At 42.1% G+C, this 21191-nt stretch carries 16 protein-coding genes; 8 read left to right on the top strand and 8 right to left on the bottom strand.

Annotated features, from left to right (window positions below):
• Positions 1-387: 387 nt before the first annotated feature.
• Entirely contained in the window at positions 388-1806 is a 1419-nt protein-coding gene (locus B9Y69_RS00005) for a glycoside hydrolase family 125 protein (RefSeq protein ID WP_085471044.1), read from the bottom strand.
• 219 nt (positions 1807-2025) lie between these two features.
• On the opposite strand from B9Y69_RS00005, the gene B9Y69_RS00010 reads away from it, so the two are divergent.
• Positions 2026-3651, top strand: a complete 1626-nt coding sequence (locus B9Y69_RS00010) for a gliding motility protein RemB (RefSeq protein ID WP_085471045.1) — start codon at positions 2026-2028, stop codon at positions 3649-3651.
• Between the two features lie 76 nt (positions 3652-3727).
• The gene (gene aroQ, locus B9Y69_RS00015; RefSeq protein ID WP_085471046.1) at positions 3728-4144 is read left to right on the top strand and encodes a type II 3-dehydroquinate dehydratase; all 417 of its coding nucleotides are present in this window, start codon (positions 3728-3730) and stop codon (positions 4142-4144) included.
• Between the two features lie 95 nt (positions 4145-4239).
• Here the strand turns inward: aroQ and B9Y69_RS00020 are convergent, their stop codons facing one another.
• Positions 4240-5442 carry a multidrug effflux MFS transporter gene (locus tag B9Y69_RS00020; protein WP_085471047.1) on the bottom strand — a complete coding sequence of 401 codons (1203 nt, stop codon included), beginning with the start codon at positions 5440-5442 and terminating at the stop codon, positions 4240-4242.
• 89 nt (positions 5443-5531) lie between these two features.
• Positions 5532-6356 (bottom strand): prolipoprotein diacylglyceryl transferase, encoded by an 825-nt coding sequence (gene lgt, locus B9Y69_RS00025; RefSeq protein ID WP_085471048.1) that lies wholly within the window; start codon positions 6354-6356, stop codon positions 5532-5534.
• A 106-nt stretch (positions 6357-6462) separates the two neighbouring features.
• Here lgt and B9Y69_RS00030 point away from each other — a divergent pair, with 106 nt between their 5' ends.
• From B9Y69_RS00030 to B9Y69_RS00040, 3 genes are all read left to right on the top strand, one after another.
• A complete protein-coding gene (locus B9Y69_RS00030) occupies positions 6463-7581 on the top strand; it encodes a M42 family metallopeptidase (RefSeq protein WP_085471049.1) in 1119 nt (372 codons plus the stop codon).
• Between the two features lie 34 nt (positions 7582-7615).
• Positions 7616-7957 carry a DUF3467 domain-containing protein gene (locus B9Y69_RS00035; protein ID WP_234991029.1) on the top strand — a complete coding sequence of 114 codons (342 nt, stop codon included), beginning with the start codon at positions 7616-7618 and terminating at the stop codon, positions 7955-7957.
• Between the two features lie 125 nt (positions 7958-8082).
• Complete coding sequence (locus B9Y69_RS00040) at positions 8083-9591, top strand: bifunctional GNAT family N-acetyltransferase/carbon-nitrogen hydrolase family protein (RefSeq protein WP_085471938.1); 1509 nt, start codon at positions 8083-8085, stop codon at positions 9589-9591.
• 365 nt (positions 9592-9956) lie between these two features.
• Here B9Y69_RS00040 and B9Y69_RS00045 read toward each other — a convergent pair whose 3' ends face one another.
• Complete coding sequence (locus B9Y69_RS00045) at positions 9957-10403, bottom strand: acyl-CoA thioesterase (RefSeq protein ID WP_200811720.1); 447 nt, start codon at positions 10401-10403, stop codon at positions 9957-9959.
• Between the two features lie 60 nt (positions 10404-10463).
• Positions 10464-11729 carry a DUF819 family protein gene (locus B9Y69_RS00050; protein WP_085471050.1) on the bottom strand — a complete coding sequence of 422 codons (1266 nt, stop codon included), beginning with the start codon at positions 11727-11729 and terminating at the stop codon, positions 10464-10466.
• A 121-nt stretch (positions 11730-11850) separates the two neighbouring features.
• Here B9Y69_RS00050 and B9Y69_RS00055 point away from each other — a divergent pair, with 121 nt between their 5' ends.
• Together B9Y69_RS00055 and B9Y69_RS00060 are read left to right on the top strand one after the other, a co-directional pair.
• Complete coding sequence (locus B9Y69_RS00055; protein ID WP_085471051.1) at positions 11851-13128, top strand: Gfo/Idh/MocA family protein; 1278 nt, start codon at positions 11851-11853, stop codon at positions 13126-13128.
• 1 nt (position 13129) lies between these two features.
• Positions 13130-14203: a Gfo/Idh/MocA family protein gene (locus B9Y69_RS00060; protein WP_085471052.1), complete on the top strand. Its 1074-nt coding sequence runs from the start codon at positions 13130-13132 to the stop codon at positions 14201-14203.
• 12 nt (positions 14204-14215) lie between these two features.
• Here the strand turns inward: B9Y69_RS00060 and B9Y69_RS00065 are convergent, their stop codons facing one another.
• A complete protein-coding gene (locus B9Y69_RS00065; RefSeq protein ID WP_085471053.1) occupies positions 14216-16111 on the bottom strand; it encodes an OmpA family protein in 1896 nt (631 codons plus the stop codon).
• A gap of 175 nt (positions 16112-16286) precedes the next feature.
• On the bottom strand, positions 16287-16910 hold the full coding sequence (locus B9Y69_RS00070; protein ID WP_085471054.1) for a 7-carboxy-7-deazaguanine synthase QueE: 624 nt from the start codon (positions 16908-16910) through the stop codon (positions 16287-16289).
• 231 nt (positions 16911-17141) lie between these two features.
• Here B9Y69_RS00070 and B9Y69_RS00075 point away from each other — a divergent pair, with 231 nt between their 5' ends.
• Positions 17142-18224 (top strand): baeRF3 domain-containing protein, encoded by a 1083-nt coding sequence (locus tag B9Y69_RS00075; RefSeq protein ID WP_085471055.1) that lies wholly within the window; start codon positions 17142-17144, stop codon positions 18222-18224.
• Between the two features lie 331 nt (positions 18225-18555).
• Here the strand turns inward: B9Y69_RS00075 and lon are convergent, their stop codons facing one another.
• Positions 18556-21021, bottom strand: a complete 2466-nt coding sequence (gene lon / locus B9Y69_RS00080; RefSeq protein ID WP_085471056.1) for an endopeptidase La — start codon at positions 21019-21021, stop codon at positions 18556-18558.
• Positions 21022-21191 lie beyond the last annotated feature (170 nt).

Raw genomic sequence — 21191 nt, forward strand, 5'->3', positions numbered from 1 at the left:
TCTGGATGATTTAGCTTTAAACGGCATGAGGTAGCATAAGGAATGCAGCCTTGATTTTTTGATTACTTTTTTATCAAGAAAAAAGTAAAAAGACACCGTCTTTGGCTCGTGTCCTAACAAGTAAAGCAGGAGCGATAATAAAAACTTTTGAAAGCGGCCTAGCGTTCCGACTGCGTTGGCGAACGCTGGGTAAAGCGTTAAAAATCATCCTTGTCTGAACGAAGTGAGTTCTGGATGATTTAGCTTTAAACGGCATGAGGTAACATAAGGAATGCAGCCTTGATTTTTTGGTTACTTTTTTATCAAGAAAAAAGTAAAAAGACAACACTACGGTATATCGTTTTTTAAATAGGCAGGAATCAAGTCCTGCCTATTTATTATTATTTCTTACTTCAGCAAAGCTGGTTTTTCTTGGTATGTTTTCCAGAGAAGCTCTCCGAAAAGTGTATTCGTCCAAGCAAACCAGTGTCTCGTAAATTTCTTAGGATCGTCTTTGTGGAATGATTCATGCATAAATCCTGTATCGCCATGCGTATTACGAAGTGTCTCAATACAAGTTCTGATTTCATTGTCATTGGTCGAAGTCATAGCGCGCATAATAATCGCCATAGGCCAGATCATATCACGGCCAATATGAGGACCACCAATTCCTTCGGCTACTTTACCTTTGAAGAAAAATGGATTCTTTTCCGATAGTACGAAATTACGTGTGCGTTGGTAAACCTCGTCGTTTACATCTACTGCACCTAAGTAGGGTAACGATAAAAGCGAAGGAACATTGGCGTCGTCCATCATCATCCGGCTGCCAAAACCATCGACCTCAAAGGCGTAAATGCGCCCGTGGTCTGGGTGATCGACAATACCATAACGATTGACTGCTGTTTCTACCTCTTGCGCTAATGCTTCCATTTTGGCGGCCAATGTGGTGTTGTTTTTAACCTTACGTAATATTTCAGCTGACTGTCTTAAACTTGTAACAGCAAAAAGGTTGGATGGAATAAGAAATAAAAATATGGTACAATCATCAGACGGTCTAAAACTTGAACATATTAAACCCACAGGGTTTACTGGGTAACCTAAACCGTCGATTTGTAAGGTATCTGTACCACGAGAAGTCGTTCTAGAGAATACATAAGGACTTGTACCATCTTTGCGTTGCTGCTCTACAAAAGTTTTATAGGTATTCTCTTGCGCTTGTACCCATTCATCATCAAAAGGTGTGTTATCATTTGTTTCTTTCCAGTAATGATACGCCAATCGAATAGGGTAGCATAAGGAGTCGATCTCCCATTTCCGTTCGTGAAGACCTGGTTTCATGGTGGTGTGGTCAGAAAACCATTCCCCTTTTTTTGTTGGGTCATTATAAAAGGCATTTGCATATGGATCGATATTGATACATTTTGCCTGTTTGTTGATAAGCCCCAATATCAAATCTTGTAGTTTGCGGTCTTTCTTCATAAAGGGAAGGTAAGGCCATACTTGCGCACTACTATCGCGTAACCACATGGCGTCAATATCACCGGTGATGACATAGGTTAGTTTTTTTGTTGCCGTAGATTCATCATAGATAGTGGTATCCAAAGTATTCGGAAAACAATTATTGAACAGCCATCCCAATTCTTTATTGGGTACATTTTTTTGAAATTCAGCAATGGCCCCTTCAATTACTTTGGAGTTGAAATGGCGTTTTTCCACTGGGATGCGTACCGGCGGAAATGTGCCTAAATCATTCGCAAAGGAAAATTTACTAGCCACCACGCCAGCGCCCAAAGCAAATGTATTTTGTAAGAAAGTTCTACGTTTCATGGTTTGTTTATTGTTTTGTTTGTAGCTAAAGATAATGAAAAAACAGAAAAATGAAAGGTGAATAAACGTTTTAGCAATATTTTTTTGAACTTATCGTTCTTCTTTAGCATTTCCTTTATATATTATGGCATTTTATTGCTTATACAAGGATTTTACCTAAGTTTGTAGCTTGGATTTTCTAGGCCATAAGTTTGTTTTTATAGTAATATTCTTTTCTTTATGAAGTTCACAAAGTGCTTATCAATAGCGATTCTTCTTTGTAGTGCTGTTCAGGTCTCAAAGGCGCAGATTAAAAGCCAGACCTATTCGTTTCAGCACGATCAGAAATATAACGATCTTTTATATTCTCCGAGCACCAGATACCATACAGCCGTTAAGCCATATGTGTTAAAAGGAGAGCTCTTGAATCGATTTGATTCGCTTCAAAATACGAACCAGATGGATTCTCAAAATTGGTTCGTTCGTAAGATTTTCAATGAGCATTTGGTGGATGTCAAGAAAGACGACCATACTTTCTTCCTTGACTTCTTACCTGACTTTGTCATGGGAAAAGAAATGTTCGATACAGATAAGCGAACAACATGGCTTAACACAAGAGGGTTTCAAGCAGGATTAACAATCGGTGATAAATTCACGTTCTATGCCAATGCATTCGAAAACCAAGGTGTATTTCCGCGTTACTTGGATGAGTATATGAGCCAGAACGGAGTTGTACCCGGACAAGGTACCGTGGAAAACCAATCGAAGAATAAGAAAGATTGGATGTATGCTACGGCCAGTTTGACCTATGATTTTAGTGATTACTTGCAAGCTACATTGGCGTATGACAAAAATCACATTGGAGATGGTTATCGGTCTTTACTCTTATCTGATTTTTCGTCGAACTACACACATTTGAAATTGAGTGGTAAGATTGGAAATGTGCAGTACACATCGATTTGGGCCTATATGACAGATCCTAAAAATCCACGTATAGATTCTTTGAATTCGGGTGGACGTTTTGGAGATGGTATTAAATGGGGGGCTTTCCAGTATTTAGATTATAATGCGACAAATAGATTGTCAATTGGTTTTTTTCAAGCCGTCGTTTGGGCAAACCAAAACGAAGCCGGACATCGTGGGTTTGATTTCAACTACTTAAATCCGGTTATTTTCCTACGTCCGGTTGAGTCCAATAATTCTACTTCACCCGATAAGATGTTTCTGGGTTTGAATGCAAAGTATAAAGTGCTGGATAATATGACAGCCTACGGTCAGTTTTTATTGGGCGAATTTACTGCGAAGGAGTTTTTTGGAGGAAAAGGATATGCGCATAACAAATGGGGTACACAACTTGGTGTGAAAGGCTTCGATTTGTTTAAAGTGAAACGCTTGAATTTCTTGGCAGAGTATAATGTGGTTCGTCCTTATACGTACCAGCATTTTACGTCCATTTCCAATTATAGCAACCATGGGGAGCCTTTGGCACATCCAAGAGGAGCTAATTTCAAAGAATTGGTGGGGATTGCAAATTATTCGTGGAAGCGGTTTGACTTTTCATTGCAAGGCTTGTATAGTGTCTATGGGACGGATCCGGCAGATGGAACTAATATGGGGGGCGATATTTTTCAATCTTACCTCACTATTCCTCATACATATGGGAATTCCATTGGTCAGGGCATTAAACACAATCTTTTCTACGCGGATGCGAAAGCAGCTTATGTGTTAAACCCGAAATACAACCTCCGTTTTGAAGTAGGGTATACGCAACGCTTCAATCGGGTAGAAGATGCACCAACTGAAAAGTCTGGTGTTATTACCTTTGGTTTACGCTCGTCATTCCGCAATTTCTACGGCGATATGTAGCGAGAAGTCTTGTCCCGTATAGGATTTTGCATTTAAAAGCAATTTTAATTAAGTTTACGATAGCATTAATTAAAGTATGAAACGAATATTGATTATGAACGGCCCCAACTTAAACCTGTTGGGCGTACGTGAAAAAAGCATATATGGAGATAAAGATTTCGAAGGTTTCTTCGCCGATCTAAAGCAGGACTTCGCTGCGGTAGAACTTTTCTATTTCCAGAGTAACCATGAAGGCGAACTGATCGACAAACTGCACGAAGTTGGTTTTTCGTATGACGGTATTGTGTTGAATGCAGGGGCCTACACGCATACTTCCATTGCTATTGCCGATGCTATTTCAGCTATCAATACCCCGGTAGTGGAGGTCCATATTTCCAATGTGCATCAGCGGGAATCATTTAGACACCACTCTTATTTAGCGAAAAGCTGTGTCGGGGTAATCTGTGGTTTTGGATTAAAGAGCTATACCCTGGGGATCCAGAGTTTTTTATAGTAGCACAAAGCTATAAAGAGGTTAAATCGTCATATTATTTGTGATTTTTTTCACAGCTTCGCGGTTTAACCTCTTTTTCTTTGCGATTTATTTATCTACTGTTTAATCTGTGCAATAATATTTTTGCTGGCTAAATGTATGGCCAGTGAGATGCAAGCCGTTAAGCACATCACGGTAACCATCGGGTAAGGTGTATCGTTGTGAAAGTAACTCACCAGTCCGGAGGTCAGTGCACCAATCCCCATTTGTATACAACCCAAGAGAGCGGAAGCACTTCCCGCCAAGGCCTTAAAGGGTGATAAGGCGAGAGCCGATGTATTGGGGAAAATAAACCCATGCCCCAACAGGAAAAGAAAGATTAAGCCCAGTAGCGTTGGAAAGTTAAGATTGCCCGAAACTAAGGACAGAACCATAAGACTTCCAATACAGGACTGCCAAATATTTGCAGACCGACTGATCTGGCTGCTATTCCACCTTTTTAAAATTGCCCTATTTATTTGCGTTGCAATGACCATCGCGGAAGCCACAAAGGCGAAAGCGAGACCGTATTGGCTTTGGGTCAAGCCGAAATATTGCTGCATAACAAAGGAGGAACCTGCAAGATAGGCATACATCCCGGAGGAGGCAATGGAACCCACTAGTGCATACAGCAGGAACGTTTGGTTCGTCAATACTTCGGTGAATTTTCCTAAGATTGCTTTAGGGCGAAGTGAAAAACTCGGATCACCGGCATACGATTCGGGCAACAGGAAAATAGTTGCCAATAGAATCAAAAAGCCTATCGTGGCTAGGGAGGCGAAGATATAATGCCAATCAAAATATTGGAGCAATAAGGCACCTGCACTAGGAGCTAAGATAGGTGATATGGCAATAACGAGCATCAGCAAACTGAATACCCGTGCTGCTTCGCGTGGTTCATAGTAATCCTGGATCATTGCACGTGATGCAACCATGCCGGCACAGCTTCCCAAAGCTTGAAGAAAGCGAAGCACAATCAGGTGTTCAATATCGCGCGTGAAGAGACACAGTAAAGTAGTACTGATGTAGATAACCAGTCCGGCCATTAGGGGTTTTTTACGCCCATATTTATCCAACAATGGACCATAGATTAACTGTCCAAATGCAATACCTATAAAGAAGCTGGTGAGGGATAGTTGCACTTTATCGACAGAGGTATTAAAATCCGTAGCAATGGTTTGAAAGGCCGGGAGGTACATATCGATAGAAAAAGGACCTATGGCGGATAAGAAGCCTAGAATAAGTAAGATGATGCCTCGATTTGTTGTTGTTTTCTGCATGTAATTTAAGGGTAAACTAAAAAGGATGTTTTATACGATAGAATAGTATAAAAACAAAGAACCCATCTATATGATGGGCTCTCTGTTTCTTATTTTTGTGCTGTTTTGGGTTTTCTGAACATCAGGAAGAGTCCCACCAACATAAACGGTATGCTGAGTAGTTGTCCCATATTGAAACGCATACCCGCTTCAAAAGCTTCTTGATTTTCTTTAAAAAATTCCAGTCCGAAGCGTGCGCCAAACAGTAATACCAAGAAAATACCAAAGAAATATCCTGCTTTTGGTTTCGCATTGCGTTGGTACATTGTCCAAAGGATGAGGAAGATAATAAGATAAGCAAGTGCTTCATACAATTGTGCCGGGTGGCGCGGTAACATATCTACTTTCTCGAAGACTACAGCCCAAGGTACATCGGTTTGTAACCCGATGATTTCAGAGTTGAAAAAGTTTCCTAGACGTACGAAAGCACCAGCAATCGGTACGACAAGTACCAAGCGGTCGGCAATCCATATAAAATCTGTCTTGGTCTTTTTTGCAAACAACCATAAAGCGACTAAAATACCGATAGCACCGCCGTGACTTGCTAAGCCTTGGAATCCGGTCAACTCCCAGCCGTCGGGCCCTTTGCGGAAAGGCAAAATCATCTCCAGCGGGTGTTGTATGTAGTAATCGAATTCGTAGAATAGGCAGTGCCCTAAACGCGCTCCAATTAAGGTGCCTAAAAAGATATAAATACTCAATTGATCAAGGAGTTCCTGGCTTTTTCCTTCCCGTTTAAAGACGCGAAGCATCAGGACGTAAGACACGATAAATGCCGCCAAAAAGCATAGTGCATAATACCGTAGTCCAAAGGAACCTAGTTGAAACAACACTGGGTCGATGTTCCAGTGAATAACATTTAAAGTTGATTGCATATGGTGCTATTATGTGGTAAACTTAGATAAAATTGTATATAAAAGCAATTTTATCTAAGTTTGAAAAGAAGACAAATCAACGATGTTTGCATAATAAATTATATACATGGCAAGTAAAAAAGAGAAGGAAGCGAAGAAGCATTTAACGGTAGTTACCGAGAAGTCGCTTAAGTTTTTTGAAAAATATATTAATAACCCTTCTCCGACAGGGTTTGAATGGCAGGGGCAACGTTTATGGCTGGATTATTTGAAGTCTTACGTTGATGATACATATATCGATAACTATGGTACGGCAATGGGGGTTATTAATCCGGACGCCAAGTACAAAGTGGTTATTGAGGCACATGCGGATGAGATTTCGTGGTTTGTAAATTATATAACCAAGGATGGTTTGATCTATGTAATTCGTAATGGTGGTTCCGATCATCAGATTGCACCTTCGAAGCGCGTGAATATCCATACTGATAAGGGCATGGTCAAAGCTGTTTTCGGATGGCCAGCTATTCATACGCGCTCGGGAGAAAAGGAGGAGGCACCAACATTAAAAAATATATTCCTGGATTGTGGCGCTACTTCCCAAGAAGAAGTGGAGGCTTTAGGGATTCATGTGGGATGTGTGGTGACCTATGAAGATGAATTCATGGTCCTTAACGATCGTTACTACGTGGGGCGTGCATTGGATAACAGAGCCGGCGGTTTTATGATTGCCGAAGTTGCGCGTTTATTGCACGAAAACAAGAAAAAATTACCCTTTGGATTATATATCGTCAATTCGGTGCAAGAAGAGATTGGACTCCGTGGTGCAGAGATGATTGCGCATCATATTAAGCCAAATGTAGCCATCGTGACCGATGTAACACACGATACGCAAACGCCTATGATCAACAAGATTACGCAAGGAGATTTAGCTTGTGGTAAAGGTCCTGTTTTATCGTATGCTCCGGCTGTTCAGATTAATTTGAACAAGTTGTTGATGGAGGTGGCAACGAGCAAGGAAATTCCATTCCAGCGTCAGGCTTCTTCGCGGTATACCGGAACGGATACGGATGCGTTTGCTTATTCCAATGGCGGTGTTCCATCGGCCTTGATATCTCTACCACTTCGTTATATGCATACAACAGTAGAAATGATCCATAAAGAAGACGTAGATAATGTTATCCGACTGATCTACGAAGCTGTCTTGAAAATTGAGGACGGACAAGATTTTAGATCATTTACAAAATAGACACACAATTATTAATTATTAAAGAATAGAGAAGATGGACGTAAATTTCATGGATTTAAACAACAAGGAAGACGAGAATACAGAGAATAACGAATTAAGCATTGAACTGAGTGAAGAGATGGCAGAGGGAACGTATAGCAATTTAGCGATCATTACGCACTCGACCTCTGAATTTGTATTGGATTTTATCCGTATCATGCCAGGAATTCCAAAGGCAAAAGTGAAGTCACGCATTATTTTGACCCCAGAACATGCAAAGCGCCTGTTGGGAGCCTTGCAGGATAATGTAAATAGATTTGAAGCCGGAAACGGACCAATTAAATCCAATGACCCAGCCTTTCCAGTAAATTTTGGATCACCAAAAGGTGATGCATAAACAAAAAGAGGAATGCACATCGCATTCCTCTTTTTGTTTAAATAATGTCCTATTCTTTTATTGAAAATCAAGTGCACTTTTGGGAAACCAATACGCCTTTCGTTTGTTTTACAATAAAAGCGATTATGGATATACAAGTAAGAACCTTAACAGCAGAAGACTATAAAGACCTGAAACGGTCCATGGAGAAAGCGTATGGGAATGAAGCCGGAGAGGTGTGGACACGCGAAAATATAGAAGATATAATTGAGTTGTTTCCAGAGGGACAGCTTTGTGTAGAAGTGAACGGTAAGGTTGTAGCTTGTGCATTATCTCTTATTATCGATTCCAAAAAGACAAATATTTATAAAAAATACCACCAGATTATCGATGATGGTAAATTTACGGTGCACGATGATGACGGAGATATACTCTACGGTATCGAGGTATTTGTGCATCCGGATCATCGTTCGCTACGCTTAGGGCGACGATTGTATGATGCGCGCAAAGAGTTGTGCGAAGAGATGAATCTGAAGAGTATTATCGCCGGTGGACGTATTCCGAACTACCACAACTATGCCGATAAGATGACGCCGCGAACTTATATTGAAAAGGTAAAGCGTAAGGAAATTTACGATCCTACACTAACTTTTCAGCTTTCTAACGACTTTCATGTACATAAGATCCTGAAAAATTATCTACCAGAAGATAAGGAGTCCAATGAGTTTGCAACCTTGCTGATGTGGGATAATATTTACTACGAGCCCGACGCACGTGCCAGCTCAGCTTCCAAGCAAACGATTCGTTTGGGGTTGGTGCAGTGGCAGATGCGTCTCTTTAAGAACGTGGAAGAGTTCTATGATCAGGTTGAGTTTTTTGTTGATGCGGTGAGTGACTATGGGGCTGATTTTATCCTCTTTCCGGAGTTTTTCAATACGCCACTCATGAGTCCCTATAATGATTTACCAGAGCGCCATGCGATGGAACGGTTGGCGGAGTTAACAAGTGAGATTGTCGCCAAGATGCAGCAGCTTGCGGTATCTTATAATGTGAATATCATTGCTGGGTCAATGCCGACTATGGAGTACAAGAAGCTGTACAATACATCGTATCTCTGCCATCGGAGTGGTAAATTGGATATGCATAAAAAGCTGCATATTACACCGAACGAGTTTAAGTATTACGGTATGGTCGGAGGAAATGATATCGAAGTATTTGATACGGATTGTGGACGGGTAGGGCTTCTGATTTGCTATGATGTGGAGTTTCCGGAAGTCGGTCGTATTATGGCAGACCAGGGAATGCAAATTCTGTTTGTTCCCTTTATGACAGATACGCAAAATGGCTATATGCGGGTGCGAATCTGTTCCCAAGCACGTGCTATTGAAAACGAATGCTATGTAGCGATTGCCGGTTGTGTGGGGAACTTGCCGCGGGTAAATAATATGGATATCCAGTATTCCCAATCAGCCGTTTTCACACCGTCAGATTTTGCCTTTCCGAATAATGGGATTAAAGCGGAAGCCACCCCCAATACCGAGATGGTATTGATTGCAGATGTAGACTTATATGCACTTCGCGATTTACATGAATATGGTACAGTGAAAATTTTGAAAGACCGGCGTAAGGACTTGTATCAGGTTGTTAAAGAGTAAAAAGGTGAAGAAGTAAAGAAGTGGAGGGTAAAGAGGTTAATGGGTTATGTAGGGGAGAGGGTGGTTTATCTAATTAAGGAGAAAGACTGCCAAGTCGCTGGCGCGAGCTTTCAGCTCGTGTCCAAATCAGAAATCCGAGCTACAAGCCTGCCTGCGGTAGGCAGGCTCAAACTAGCTATACGATCCTGTTCGCTGGCGCGAGTTTGTAGCTCGTGTCCAAACCAAAAGTCTGATCTGCAAGCCTGCCTGCGGTAGGCAGGCTCGAACTAGCTATACGATTCTGTCCTCGTTCGGTGGCGCGAGGCTACCTGCGATAGACAGCCTCTTTTGTATTTACGGCAAAGGAATTGCCTTCATTCCTTATTCTATTCTGATACTTCAATGTAATCTTCCGCTTTGGGAACTTGTTGAATTTTGGCGTTCCATTCCTCAGGTATGGTCGTCAGTTTACGCTCTACTAAGTCTAACCACGCGCCATCGATAAGAATGGTGGCTGCTTTAACGCCATCGGCTCTGTATATGACGTGGCGGAAAGAAAAACGATGTTTCTTGACATGATACTTGGTCAGCTCCACGGTTACGTAGATCTTATCGTTCAAACCGATTTCCCGGTGATAGAATAGTTCCTCCCGGAAAAGAATAGGGCCAATGTTTTGTTTAGCGAGTTCGTTGGCAGATAAACCAGATGCACTTAGCATATTGATCCGGGCTTGCGCACCAAAATCAGCATAGGCCGAGTGACGTAAATGACGGTTGGGATCTAACTGTGCCCACAATACCTGACCTTCATAAAAAATATTATTCTTGTCCATTTTCTTAGCTTTTTAACAAGATAAGAAAAAAGTATAACATCTCTTTGCTATGGGGTGAGGCTAGATGGGCGATACCATTTGCATCAGTAAAGCCGTTAACCAACCTGCGTACGTGCCAATGGCGTAGCCGAACACCGCTAACACAACACCGACCGACACTAAGGAAGGGTGAAAGGCTGCCGCAGTGACGGTCGCCGAAGCAACGCCACCTACGTTCGCCATACTGCCAACCGCGAAATAGAAAAATGGAGCCTTGATAATCTTTCCGACAATGAATAAACATAACGCATGGAAGCTAATCCAAATTATACCCACCAGGAACAATCCCGGATTATCAAAAATAGCACGTATGTCCATTTGCATACCAATGGTAACGATCAACATATAAAGGAAGACAGTTCCCAGTTTTGAAGCGCCTGCATGTTCCAATTTTTTTGCACGCGTAAAAGAAAGTCCGATTCCGAAAATCGTAGCAAAAAGTATGATCCAGAAGAATGAGTTTGTCAACGAGAATTTTTCCAGGACAGGGTAGTGCGTCGCTAAATAGCTTGAAACCGGAGTTGCCAAAAGAGAGGCCAGCCCTGTACCTGCAAAGGCCAAGGATAACATCATAATAATATCTTTTGTCTCTGGAATTCGTGTATTTTCCTTTGCTTTACTATCCATTCTTTTCATTAGGGCATCCACATCTGAAGCATCTGCTTTAAAGAACGCATCTACTTTCTTTGATTTACTCGCACCAAATAACAATAGCGCCATCCACAGATAAGCGACGAATGCATCGACAGCGATAATGGCAGAAAATAGTTTCGGTGAAGGTTGTAAGATTTCTTTAAGAGCCACTTGATTGGCACTACCACCAACCCAAGAGCCAGCAAGAGCACCAAGGCCCCGCCATACTTCGTCTGGTCCGGCACCACCTACCACTTGAGGTGCAAAAAGAGAGACAACCCATACCGCTAAAGGTCCACCCAGCATGATGCCGATTGTTCCTGTTATAAACATTAACCCTGCACGTTTGCGCAGGTTCCACATTTCCTTTAAATCCAGATTTATAGTAAATAAAATAAGACATGCCGGAAGGAAATAGCGACTGCCAACACTAGTGAATGGGGAGTCTTCGCCATCAAAAACATTTAATGTATTTAATATCCCGGGTAAGAAATAGCATAAAAGGAGGGGAGGTACAACGGATAGAAAGCCTTGAATATATTTGTTTTTGAGATTAGAGATGTAGAAAACCAACCCTAAGACAGCCATCAAAATTCCAAAAACAGCGGCATTGTCCGTGATTAGCGGTGTAACATCTTCGATTCCATTTTGCATAATTTTCGGGTTATTGTTAAATTGCTGGTGAAATTATGCATTAATTTCGGATTGACAATTGTTTTTTTGTTATTCTTGCATAAAGTTGCATCTTCTTTTTAAAGAACCTTAAACTATAACTATGATAAATCGTAGGGATTTTATACGAAATAGCGGCATCGTGTTGGGAACAGCCGCAGTAGGGCAATCAGCCTTTGCAAATCCGACAGCCAACAAAGCAAAAACTATACGTGTGGGCTTGGTGGGCTGTGGAGGCCGTGGAACAGGAGCTGTGTTTCAAGCCTTAGATGCAGATCCAGATGTTCATGTTGTCGCATTGGCCGACGTTTTTCAAGATAATTTAAGCAATGCGCTTTCGGCATTGAAAGCTAAATATGGCGATCGTATTGAGGTGACGGAAAAGACTTCTTACCTCGGCTTTGATGCCTATGAAAAACTTATCAAATCGGATGTTGATGTCGTCTTGTTATGTACGCCTCCAAACTTTAGACCGACACATCTTTCTTTAGCGATTAAGGAAGGAAAGCATGTGTTTTGTGAAAAGCCGGTTGCTATTGATATCCCAGGGCTTCATCAAGTTGAAGAGGCCGTTAAGCTTGCCAAACAAAAGAATTTGTCTATCGTAAGTGGGTTCTGTTTTCGGTATTCGTTTCCAAATCGGGAATTAATAAGTCGGATCCATGGAGGAGCTTTAGGCGATATCAAAGCAGTTTCTACATTTCGTCACGGAGGGGAGTTAAGCTACAGAGAGCGCCAACCAGGGTGGAGCGATTTAGAATATCAACTTCGAAACTGGTTTTACTATCAGCGTTATTCGGGTGATATGATCGTAGAACAGACGATCCATAGTATCGATTATATGTCATGGGTGTTAAATAATGAATTACCGGTTAAGGTTACAGCAACCGGTGGACGACAAAGTCGCCCTTGGAATAAATACGGCAATGTTTATGATCACTTTACCGTGGAATACGAGTACGGAAATGGTTTCCGTGGATTCCACTTCGGTCGCCAGCAAAATGGTACGACATCAAGAAATACCGTAGAGGTGATGGGGACTAAAGGGTATGCGAATGTAGCGATCAACAGCAGTTATGAGCTCTTCGGAGAGCAGCCTTGGAAAAACGAGCAACGTTTGAACAATATGTACCAGACGCAGCATGATGAACTTTTTAAGGCGTTGAAAGAAGGCCGGACAGTAAATGATGGCGATTTTATGGTCAATTCAACGTTGTTGGCAATCTGGGGTCGTGCATCTGCTTATTCCGGAAAAACAATTACGCTGGATGAGATCCTGAATTCAAAAGAGCAATTGGGGCCGTCGGTCGATAATTATGAATGGAATATGAAGGCCGATGAATTGCCAATCGCAAGACCGGGTAGCTATAAATTTGTATAATATGGAGCAAATTCGTGTTCTGGTGGTCGGTTGTGGAAACATGGGGGCTTCTCATGCGACGGCATACCACCATGATGCAGGTTTTGAGGTGGTAGGTTTGGTATCGAGAGGAACGAGCAAAGATGTCTTGAATGCGAAGCTAGGAACGAATTATCCGACCTTTGAAGATTATTCGGAAGCACTAGCGCGTGTTCAGCCAGATGCAGTTTGTATTTCCACCTATCCCGATACACATGAGAGCTATGCTATTATGGCTTTTGATGCGGGGGCGCATGTGTTTATCGAAAAACCATTGGCCGATACCGTACTGGGAGCAACGCGTGTGATCGATGCGGCCAAGCGAAGTGGAAAGAAACTTGTGGTCGGTTATATTTTGCGCCATCACCCGTCCTGGATAAAATTTGTTGAGCTCGGGAAAACATTAGGCTCACCGTTGGTATTCCGCATGAACCTGAATCAACAAAGTCAAGGATACATGTGGGATGTGCATAAAAATCTGATGAATAGCTTAAGTCCAATCGTGGACTGTGGCGTCCATTATATCGATGTGATGTGTCAGATGACGACTGCGAACCCCGTTCAGGTAACGGCTATCGGAGCGCGCTTAACAGACGAAATCCCAGCAGATAACTACAATTATGGGCAGCTACAGATTCGCTTTGATGATGGCTCCGTGGGTTGGTATGAAGCGGGTTGGGGGCCTATGATGAGTGAAACAGCCTTCTTTGTGAAAGATGTTATCGGACCTAAAGGGTCGGTATCTATTGTTGCGAAAGAAGCTTCCGCAGCGGGTAAATCTGATTCAGTTGCGGCCCACACGCAAACAGAATCGATTCGATTGCATCACGCTGCGCTGGATGGAGATAATAAATTTATACGTGCCGACGAATGGTTTGACCTGACCGATGAACCCGATCATCAAGCCTTGTGCGATCGGGAACAAGCGTTCTTTTTGCACGCCATAAAGCACGATATAGATCTGTCTAAATCAATGGATGATGCGTTGAATAGTCTGCGTATAGCAATTGCGTGCGATGAGTCTGTAAAAACAGGTGCTGTCGTTTCTTTGCGTTAGAAAATATGAATGTTAAATAGCTGTAACCGTAAACTCTGTTCGACGGTTCAGCTGTTTTCCTTCCTCCGTGGTGTTGTCTGCCACAGGTTTGCTTTGACCATATCCTCTTACCGTTAAACGTTCTGCACCTATTCCTTTGGCTTGCAGGTATTCTTTTACCGACTTCGCACGGTTTTCAGATAGTTGTTGATTTCGTTCTATCGTTCCTGTATTATCCGTATGCCCCCCGATTTCAATTTTTATACGTGTGTTTACCTGTAAAAACCGGATGAGCGCCCCTAGGTCAGCATCAGATTGTGGTAATATTTCAAAGCTATTGGTGGCGAAGTAAATATTGTTGAGTTTACTGCTAGAACCGAGTGCAATAGGTTTGAGTTCTATATCTGCGGTAAAAGCTTCATCTGCAAATTCAGCTTTATCTAATGCATATTGTTGCGATTCAAATAAATAACCTTTTTGCTGCACATGGACGGCGTAGTTGTGTCCAATGGGAAGTGTGGCGAGGAATGTACCATCGTCTTGATCGCTTTCATCTTCAAAAACAACCATGTTGCTTTTTGTATTGGTGACACTGATCGTGGCTCGTAATGTTTTCTTTGTATCCGCATCGCGTATAGTGCCTTGGATATAGGCGACCGCTCCTGGCCGAATGGCTTGCGGAAGTTCAAACGTGTAAATATCCAGTTGACCGCTGCTATCCTGTGCTGCTAGGTGTCCTATTTTTCCATTCATACTAACATGGAGCGCTGTTTGGTCGCGAAAGTTGTTGATGGCATTTCCCATGTTAACCGGAATGCTCCATTTGCCATCCTTGTTCAAGGTACTTTTAAAGATATCCTTTCGCCCAAAGCCAGGCCATCCATCCGAAGCAAAGTATAGTGTGCTGTTGTCGGCGTGTATATAGGGAGAGCTTTCGTCGTATTTACTGTTGATGTTTGGTCCTAAGTTCTCCGGAATATTCCAGGTGCCATCATCTTTACGCGTACTTTTATAGATGTCGTATCCACCGATGCTGCCTTGTCTGTTGCTCACAAAGTAGAGCGTTTTTCCATCCGCCGAAATCGCGGGTTGCGATTCCCATCCCTTGGTATTGATCGGGGCACCTAGGTTATGCGGTGTACTCCATACGCCGTTTTCACGCTTGGAGACGTATATATCACAACTTCCCATTCCATTAGGCCAGTTACAGCCCGTAAAAAAGAGGTATGTCCCGTCGGGAGATATACAATGTGCACCCTCGTTGAAATCGTCGGAATTGATTTTGCCAACGAGCTTCTCCGCGATCGACCATTGCCCATCCTGCAAGTGACTTTCGTAAAAGTTCTCCTGATTGGCTGTTTTACGTGTGAAAATGATGTTTTTGTTGTCAGCCGTCAGCTTGGGGAAGTATTCATCATCATCTGTGTTTATGGCATTGTCAACTTTTACAAGCTTGAAATCAGGTTGCAGGCTCAGGTTGGCCATACTGAAATCACAGTCTCTTATATACTTATCCGTAAGTTCTGTACTGCGACCTAAACGGGTTTGAATCTCTTTGTATTTCTCCAGATTTGTTTTCGCTGCGCTATACTGACCACTGAAGAGAAGGGCTTCCCCAATTCCGAAATAGGTGAGTGTTGTTAGTTGCGGATCGATGCGTAGCACCTCTTGATATGCGGAGACGGCTTTTTCATAGTGTTCTGTTTTTCGATAAATATCACCGAGCTGCTGATAGGCCGTCGCGAAGTTTTTGTCTTGCTTGACAGCCTCGAGTAAATGTTTTTGTGCTTGGCTATAATCGTTCGAACGGAGTGCTTTATTGGATTCGATATAATATTCCTGTGCTTTCTTATTTGGAGAAGGCTTTTGCGCAAAAGCAAGTGTAATGGAGCAGAGAAAACTAAGGATAACCGTTCTAACGTATGCCATAAGGAATTCAAAAGTTTACTCAAACTTACCTAATTTTACGTTGTGCCGCAAATGGCTAGACAAGCGCGCTCGGAACTAACGCCGGGAGCTTGAAAGCGCGTTCGGATTTTAGCGGCCGGTCTCCTGTATAATAGAACTTGCCCGTAAGGAGCGCGCGAGCTTATATCAGAACGCCTTATGGAATATTGAGATATTTATGCGTTTGCAATGATATTTCCCAACGCGGATTCTCTTTTACATAATCAATAATCAAGGGGGTCATTTCCGCTGATTTGGACCATTCCGGTTGTAAGTATAGTTTGCAATCTTTCCCCACAAAGCGTGCATGCTCTTCTGCCCATTGAAAATCACTTTTATTGAATACGATAACCTTCAGCTCTCCAGCTGCGTTAAGCACATCTGGACGTGGTCCTTTGAATTTTTTTGGCGATAGACAAATCCAGTCCCAAAAGCCAGAAAGAGGATAAGCGCCTGATGTTTCCATGAACGTTTGTATTCCCGCTTCCTTAAGTCCTTTTGTGAGGTAATCTAAATTATATAATAGGGGTTCCCCACCAGTAATAACGACCGTTTTTGACGGGTGTTTTTTTGCATTTTCGATAATGGTATCGGCGGGCGTTAAGGGATGAAGGTTGGCATCCCAACTTTCTTTTACATCACACCAATGGCATCCTACATCACAGCCACCAAGACGGATAAAGTACGCTGCCTTTCCCATATGGTATCCTTCACCCTGTATTGTATAGAACTCTTCCATTAAAGGAAGTAAACTACCATCTTCTGGAACCTGATTCGACATAATCATTTTTCTTTAAAGTCCACAAAGGTACGAAAAATACACGTAGCAATTGCGTATCTCCCAGAGTAGGGCACTTTGTTGATTCACATCAAAACCATTTGTCGTTTCATTTGTTGTTTATATAGAGGCAATAGCGCATAAAGCATGTTTTTTTGACGTGTACGTGAGATTACCTTGTTCATTTTGAGCACCCCAAAGTAACAATCAGATTAAAAAACAAATTACATAGATATGGAAACATCGGCACTTTTAAAAAAGTTGGCAAAGAACAGTGATGACCTTTGTGTCACTATTTCATTAAATACACATCGTACACATCCCGATAGTCAAAAAGATAGTATCACGCTAAAGAATTTTGTGAGCGAGGCGAAGGAACGGATTTTGGCGAAGCACGAAAAACGAGAGGTCGCCAATATTTTGGATCAGCTGGACCTGGTGCAGGACAAGATTGATGTGCGAGAGAACCTAAAGAGTCTGCATGTTTTTATTTCCGAAAATACGAGTGAAATTTTTCGTTCCGACTGGGCTACGAACCAAGAGGGTGTCCATGTATCTCGATCATTTGCCGTGCGACCTTTGGTCAAACAGTTAAGTCGCAAGGTACGTTACCGCATTATGGTGTTGTCGCAAAGTGGCGTAAGTTTGTACGACGCTCAAAATGGAGCAATCTTAAAGGAAGTAAAAGATCATGGTTTCCCATTTGGGGAGAACCGATTTTACAATACTTTTCCAGATAGGAGCAGCGATGCGGGGCACTTGGATGACCTGTTACGCGAGTTCTTAAATCGTATAGATAAGGCATTGAACTCCGTGTATAACAGCAGCGAGAAAGTGCCAACGGTCGTTATCTGCGTGGAAGATAACTACAGTCATTTATTACAGGTTGCTGATAATCCGAGCATCTACTGGGGGTATTCAGCGATTGACTATAACAATGTGGCGGAGCATCAAATTGTTGGCCAAGCCTGGGATTTTGTCAATGAACAACTGGATAACCAAGATGAAAAGGTTGTTTCCGAATTGCGTGAAGCGGTGGGTCAAGGAAAAGTGATCACAGACTTGCAGGAAATTTATCAAGCATCCGTAGATGGTCGTGGCGAATTGTTAGTGATTCAAGAGGACTTTATTCAGCCCGCTTCCTTGGACGGTAACCGAGGTCTCAATTTGGAAGATTCTGGTGAAGGGGTTGGGGTATTTGATGATATTACCAGCGTTATCGCGTTTGAAGTATTGGAAAAAGGAGGGGAGTGTTACTTCGCGAAATCTATTGACGATACGGATTTAAGTCCTATAGCACTAAAGGTTAGGTATTAGTTTAGGAGTTGGTAGATCGAAGTTGGTCGTTGATAGATCGTAGTTTGTAGTGGGGAGAGAGTTGTCCGTAGTTGGTAGAGCCGCAAGATTTAGTTGCGCTGTGCTCTTCGGGGTTCGTGACGAATTGTTGGTCGTTCATAATTGGTGGATGGTAATTAAAAGACCCTCGTTCTTAGATGTCTCCGAAGTCGACATGACGAAAGAAAGAACTTAGCCCTCACTCTGACTTCGGAAGTGTCTATCCGCTTGCTCGTTTTTGCATCTCGATGTTTCTACTGGCTTAACAAGACTTAAATAAAAAAAGGTGGGTTTTTCATAAACCCACCTTTTTTTATGCTGTTATAAATCTATCGAGATCTTTTGCATTCTTTACTTTACTTTTCAAGAGTGCTAAGTCAATAACTTCAGACATCTTCGTTACGTAATGGAATTTGAGATCCTTTACATAATCTTCTTTGATTTCTAAGATATCCTTTTCATTGGCTTTGCTTAAGATAATCTCTTTTATATTCGCTCTTTTCGCCGCCAAGATTTTCTCTTTGATTCCACCTACCGGAAGAACACGGCCACGCAGCGTAATCTCGCCTGTCATCGCTAACTTTTCCTTTACCTTCCTTTGGGTGAAGAGCGAGGTAAGTGCCGTAAGCATGGTAATACCTGCTGAAGGACCGTCCTTTGGTGTTGCTCCTGCTGGCACGTGAATGTTAACATCCCAGTGGTCAAAGATCTTGTAGTTAATACCAAACTCTTCAGCATGTGCGCGCAAGTAAGCCATCGCAATTGCCGCCGATTCTTTCATGACATCTCCCAAGTTACCTGTTAGGCTTAATTTACCTTTACCCGGGCTAAGGCTTGATTCTATGAAGAGGATATCGCCACCGACCGAGGTCCACGCTAAACCGGTTACAACACCAGCAATCTCGTTGTCTTCATATAGGTCTTTATCGAATATCGGAGCACCCAAGATATCTTCGATCAATGGGGCATCTACCTTTGGATTGTATGGTTTTTCCATCACGATACGGGTGGCAACACCACGCACGACTGAACCAATTTTTTTCTCCAATCCACGGACACCTGATTCACGGGTATATTCTTCGATTATTTTTTCAATAACCTTATTGTTCAACATTACTTCTTTCTTCCCAACGCCATGGATCTCCAATTGCTTTGGCAAAAGGTGTTTCTTAGCGATTTCGATCTTCTCTTCAATGGTATATCCATTTACCTCAATGATTTCCATACGATCGAGTAAAGCCGGTTGGATGGTGTTCAAGGAGTTGGCCGTTGCGATAAAAAGAACTTTTGACAAATCGTACTCCATTTCCACGTAGTGGTCATAGAAGTGTGTGTTTTGTTCTGGATCCAATACCTCAAGTAATGCCGATGAAGGGTCACCTTTAAAGTCAGAACCTATTTTATCAATCTCATCCAATACAAAAACAGGATTAGAAGCAGCCGCTTTTTTCAGTGACTGTATAATGCGTCCTGGCATGGCGCCAATATAGGTTTTACGGTGACCGCGGATCTCTGCTTCATCGCGTACACCACCCAGTGCCATACGTGTATATTTACGTCCTAATGCCCGTGCAATAGATTTACCAAGCGATGTTTTACCCACACCTGGAGGCCCTACTAAACACAGGATAGGGGCTTTCATGTCATTCTTTAGCTTCAATACTGCAAGGTACTCCACAATACGCTGCTTTACTTTCTCCAGCCCATAGTGATCCTTATCCAAAACTTTAACGGCTCTGTTGAGGTCGAAATTGTCTTTGGTATATTCCCCCCAAGGTAAATCCAATAATACCTCCAGGTAGTTGATCTGTACCGAATAGTCTGCCGCCGCGGGATTGATGCGTGCTAGTTTCTCCAGCTCTTTTTCAAAATGCTTTTGTACATCTTTCGACCATTTTTTTGTTTTGGCACGTTTTTCCAGATCTTGAATCTCTAGATCGGGTGTGTTGCCACCTAATTCTTCTTGGATAGTTTTCAGCTGTTGATTTAAAAAATAATCACGTTGCTGTTTGTCCAGGTCGATACGTACTTTATTTTGAATCTGATTTTTGAGCTCCAGCATCTGGATTTCTGTGGTCAGATGCTCCAATAAGTTTTTAGCACGTTTAACAAAATCTTTGGTCTCCAGGAGCTGTTGTTTTTGATCTGTTTCTAACGATAAATTCGAAGAAATAAAGTTGACCAAGAACGTCGGGCTCTCAATATTTTTGATTGCTAATCCTGCTTCACTAGGCAGGTTAGGGGATAGCTGAATAATTTGTAAAGCTAATTCACGAATGGAAGAGATTAAGGCTTTGAATTCCTTACTCGATACTTTCGGTTTGTCTTCTTGAACGCGCTCCACCTTTGCTTTTAGGTAAGGTGTCGTTGCGACCATCTCCGTGATTTTAAAACGTTGCTTTCCTTGGATAATCACAGTTGTGTTTCCATCGGGCATTTGCAACACCTTGATGATATGTGCCACGGTACCAATTTTATGGAGTTGCTCCAAGGTTGGTTCTTCAATGTTCATATCCTTCTGCGAAACAACGCCGATGGTTTTATCACCTTTGTACGCCTCTTTAACAAGTTTTATGGATTTGTCCCTTCCAACGGTGATTGGAATAACAACACCGGGGAAAAGGACGGTATTACGAAGGGGGAGTATGGGTAATATTTCGGGGATATCAGCTTTGCTCATTTCTTCCTCATCCTGTGAACTTAACAGCGGAAAAAATTCCGTGTCTTCATTAATGACAGAAAGTACTTGGTTGATATCGAATGTGTCGTTTTTGTTCATATATATGTGCCTTCACCCGACAAGATGTCAGATTTATAGATAATTTTTATGTTAATGAATTATTTATCCTATAATTGCAAGAGAGATGCCAACTTTTAAAAAGAACGGTATTTGTATAGTTATATGTAATAATCTGTTATATCGGCAGGGTTATTGGATAACAATATGAC

Source organism: Sphingobacterium psychroaquaticum, assembly GCF_900177625.1.
Taxonomy (GTDB): domain Bacteria; phylum Bacteroidota; class Bacteroidia; order Sphingobacteriales; family Sphingobacteriaceae; genus Sphingobacterium; species Sphingobacterium psychroaquaticum.